Annotated in this window: 1 protein-coding gene and 3 pseudogenes; 3 read left to right on the plus strand and 1 reads right to left on the minus strand. The window is 39.7% G+C overall.

The features are described from left to right. From BLP85_RS14760 to BLP85_RS14770, 3 genes and pseudogenes are all read left to right on the plus strand, one after another. A pseudogene (locus BLP85_RS14760) lies at positions 1-165 on the plus strand (IS30 family transposase); the annotation flags it as partial. Between the two features lie 276 nt (positions 166-441). Beyond that, positions 442-3,108: an excinuclease ABC subunit UvrA gene (locus BLP85_RS14765; RefSeq protein WP_034616983.1), complete on the plus strand. Its 2,667-nt coding sequence runs from the start codon at positions 442-444 to the stop codon at positions 3,106-3,108. Between the two features lie 167 nt (positions 3,109-3,275). Beyond that, positions 3,276-3,740, plus strand: a pseudogene (locus tag BLP85_RS14770) (IS5 family transposase); the annotation flags it as partial. Here the strand turns inward: BLP85_RS14770 and BLP85_RS14775 are convergent. Beyond that, positions 3,738-4,399: pseudogene (locus tag BLP85_RS14775) on the minus strand (IS30 family transposase); the annotation flags it as partial. The pseudogenes BLP85_RS14770 and BLP85_RS14775 overlap by 3 nt on opposite strands.

Consider the following 4,399-nt stretch of genomic DNA (forward strand, 5'->3'; position numbering starts at 1 on the left):
TATTTCTGTGACCCACATTCACCCTGGCAAAAAGGCACATGCGAAAATATGAATGGTTTAATTAGGCAATATTTACCTAAAGGGATTGATTTAAACCAGGCAGATCAGCATTATTTAAATCAAGTTGCCATGTCACTGAATATTCGTCCTAGAAAAGCGTTAGATTGACTTACACCATTAGAGAAATTTGCTCAGCTTGTTGATTATCATAAGACTTTTCAAACTGTCGCACCTCATGTTTGAATTCGCCCTACAATCAAAAGTATGACAGCTGAATTAGCTAAAGGTTTAAAAACTCCTGAAGATTTAAACCAAATGACAGCCATATTTAAATGTATTAGTTTAGCAATGAATTGTTTTACGATTCAGTTCGATGATCGATTAAAAGATCATTTATAAAAAATGGGACTTACACAAAATAATTTACAGGCTCGTAGAAACATGAAAATACATTCTTTTGGTGAACACAATAACATTACTTTATCTAATAATTGTATTGAAGTTCGAGGTGCACGTGAGCATAACCTTAAGGATGTAGATGTTTCTATCCCAAGAAATGCACTTGTTGTTTTCTCAGGTGTATCGGGTTCAGGAAAATCATCACTTGCTTTTGGAACTATTTTTGCTGAAGCACAAAGAAGATATTTCGAATCTGTTGCACCTTATGCAAGACGCTTAATAGATCAGGCCGGAGTACCAGATGTTGATGCTATTGATGGTCTACCACCAGCAGTAGCATTGCAACAACAACGTGGTGCAAGTAATACCCGTTCTTCTGTTGGAAGTGTAACAACTTTATCAAGTCTCGTGCGAATGATTTATTCGCGTGCTGGTGCATATCCTGCCGATCAGCCAATGTTATATGCCGAGGACTTTTCACCGAACACTCCTCAAGGTGCTTGTCCTACCTGTCATGGTTTAGGTCACATTTATGAAGTTACAGAATCGACAATGGTTCCTGACCCAACACTCAGTATTCGTGAGAGAGCTATCGCATCATGGCCACCTGCTTGGCACGGGCAAAACTTACGCGATATCCTAGTAACCCTAGGGTATGATGTTGATCGACCATGGAAAGATTTACCGCAATCGGATAGAGACTGGATTTTATTTACTGAAGAAACCCCAACAGTTCCTGTCTATGCTGGTTTAAGCCCCGCTGAGACTCAATCTGCACTTAAACGTAAACTAGAACCCAGCTATATGGGCACTTTCACTGGTGCTCGTCGCTATGTCCTTCATACTTTTGCTAATACCCAAAGTACGTTGATGAAAAAACGTGTTTCACGTTTTATGGAAGGAAAAATATGCCCTTCCTGTCATGGTAAACGCCTTAAACCAGAAGCCTTATCTATTACCTTTGCTGGAGTAGATATTGGTGAGTTTATGCAACTTTCTTTGGATAAGTTAACTTGCCTGCTTGAGCCCATTGTTCTTGGCAATTTCGACGCTCATGATGCTGGAGAAAAGACTAATAATAAAGTAACCCAACTTGACAGATCTGAACGAGCAACAACAGGTAGAGCTGTGCATTCTGTATCTCCAGATGTAAGACGTACGTCAGCACTTTCAGATGAAAAGAAAATTGCTGCCCAGCGTTTAGCAAATGGTGTGGTGGGGCGTTTAAATCAATTACGCCAGTTAGGTCTTGGTTATCTAACATTAGATAGAGCCACACCGACTCTTTCAGCGGGAGAGTTACAACGTTTGCGTTTAGCAACACAATTAAGTTCTATGCTATTTGGTGTAGTTTATGTACTGGATGAACCGTCTGCTGGATTACATCCTTCAGATAGTCAGTCATTATATGATTCTCTCGATAAATTAAGAGACGCTGGAAACTCCGTATTTGTTGTAGAGCATGATTTAGAGCTCATGCGTCGTGCTCAATGGTTAGTGGATGTTGGACCAGATGCAGGAGAGCAAGGTGGTAATATTTTATATAGTGGAGTACCTCAGGGTTTAAGTGAGATTTCAGCTTCACGTACTGCAAGTTATTTATTTAATAAAATCCCAGTTACTCAAAGTTATGGACGTACACCCTCTGGTTGGCTTGAACTTAACAATATTTACCGACATAACCTGCATAATATTGATGCTCGTATACCTCTTGGTGTACTTACAGCAGTTACAGGTATTTCAGGTTCAGGTAAATCTAGTCTCGTTTCTCAAGCTTTACCCGAGTTAGTACTTTCATATTTAGGCAATGAATCTGAAACTGAAAACAATAATGAAAATAATCCTTTAAATGAAGGAATGTTGGTTACCGAGGTTACACAGGGTTCTCTGGCTGGTGATGTGGAGGCTATACAGCGTCTGGTACAGGTTGATCAAAAACCAATTGGCCGTACTCCACGTTCTAATCTGGCAACTTATACGGGTTTATTTGATCATGTTAGAAAGTTATTTGCTGGGACTCCTGAAGCTCGCCAAGCTCATTATGATGCTGGACGTTTTTCGTTTAATGTGGCTAAAGGGCGATGTGAAACTTGTGAAGGTGAAGGCTTTGTCAGTGTAGAATTATTGTTTATGCCAAGTGTATATGCCCCTTGTCCGACATGTCATGGTGCTCGATATAATGATGACACTCTGAAAATTCGCTGGAATGGACGTAATATTGCTGAAGTATTAGGAATGACCGTCAATGAAGCACGTGATTTTTTTGATGGAGAGGTCTCGATTGCTCGTTCACTACAATTATTAAAGGAAATTGGCCTTGGTTATTTACGTTTAGGGCAACCAGCGACTGAACTATCTGGTGGAGAAGCGCAACGTATTAAATTGGCGACCGAGCTGCAACGCAATCAGCGTGGAAATACACTGTATATACTTGATGAGCCAACTACAGGTTTGCATCCATCAGATGTAGATCGATTGTTAGTTCAATTGCAGCGATTAGTCGATGCGGGTAATACCGTGATTATGATTGAGCATGATATGCGTGCCGTTGCACAAGCAGATTGGGTGATTGATGTGGGACCAGGTGCTGGAAATGCTGGTGGGAATATTGTTGTGGCAGGAACACCAAAACAAATAACAGAAAATCAAGATAGCCGTACTGCTCCATATTTAGTTAATGAGTTAGTGAGTCGTGATACTAAACGTTGATATTGCGAGTGAGTAGAATAAAGACTTAAATTAAAATCCTGTAAAATCAATCAGATATTTTTTGTTTTAGGTGGTGTGTGAGCATGAAATCTAAAAGTTTTTTTTCAACTAAGGGCTTTGTTGCACAACCCTATCTGTAACGTTTTTTTCAGCGATATAATTTTCAAATGAAGAAGCCTACACACAAAATCTACCGCACAACCAATTGGCCCGCATATAACCGAGCACTCATGAGTCGAGGAAATATTGCCATTTGGTTTGATCCTGCTACGCAATGATATGCTCCATCAAAAGGCAAACAAGGGCGAAATCAAATCTACTCCGACGCAGCCATCCAATGCTGCTTAATGATTAAATCTTTATTTCGTCTGTCTTTACGTATTGTCACTGGCTTTGTGCAAAGTCTGATTAAACTTTGCGGATTAAATTGGACACCACCAGATTACACCACGCTTTGTAGAAGACAAAAGCATATTGATATTGCAATCAGTTACCAAAAAAGTAGCGATGGGCTGCATCTACTCATGGACTCTACAGGGATGAAGTTTCTAGGTGAGGGCGAATGGAAACGCAAGAAACATGGACCTGAATATCGTCGCCAATGGCGTAAACTACATATTGGGGCGAATTCAAACATGAGGTGCGACAGTTTCAAAAGTCTTATGATAATCAATAAGCTGAGCAAATTTCTCTAATGGTGTAAGTCAATCTAACGCTTTTCTAGGACGAATATTCAGTGACATGGCAACTTGATTTAAATAATGCTGATCTGCCTGGTTTAAATCAATCCCTTTAGGTAAATATTGCCTAATTAAACCATTCATATTTTCGCATGTGCCTTTTTACCAGGGGGAATGGGGGTCACAGAAATATACATCTATGCCTAAATCTTCTTCGAGTATTTTATGTTCTGACATCTCATGTCCACAGTCATAGGTCAACGTTTTACGCAGTTCTGCAGGTAAATATTTCAGAGCTTCAGCTAAAGCCTTGCGCACTGATTCTGCCTTTGCATCAGGTAATGTTGCCAAGATACAGAGCCGTGTATTTCGTTCAGTAGGTGTTGCTATCGAACTTTTATTGTCTTTACCTTTAATTAAATCGGCTTCCCAATGACCCGGTATTTTTCTTTCTTGAACTTCGGCTGGGCGCTTATGAATAGTTTTAATATCCTGTAATATAGAATCTTTTTTAGATTCACCGTTAGCTTTTCGCTTTTTATTTTCATGACGCAGACAGGATAATAAGTCTTTTTTCAACTCACCCTTTGGTAATGCTCGTATCGTTGAAT

Origin of the sequence: Acinetobacter kookii (assembly GCF_900096895.1) — a bacterium.
Lineage (GTDB): Bacteria > Pseudomonadota > Gammaproteobacteria > Pseudomonadales > Moraxellaceae > Acinetobacter > Acinetobacter kookii.

Coding starts and splice junctions, on each gene's coding strand:
- BLP85_RS14765 (WP_034616983.1), top strand. CDS start 442: ATGAAAATACATTCTTTTGGTGAACACAATAACATTACTTTATCTAAT.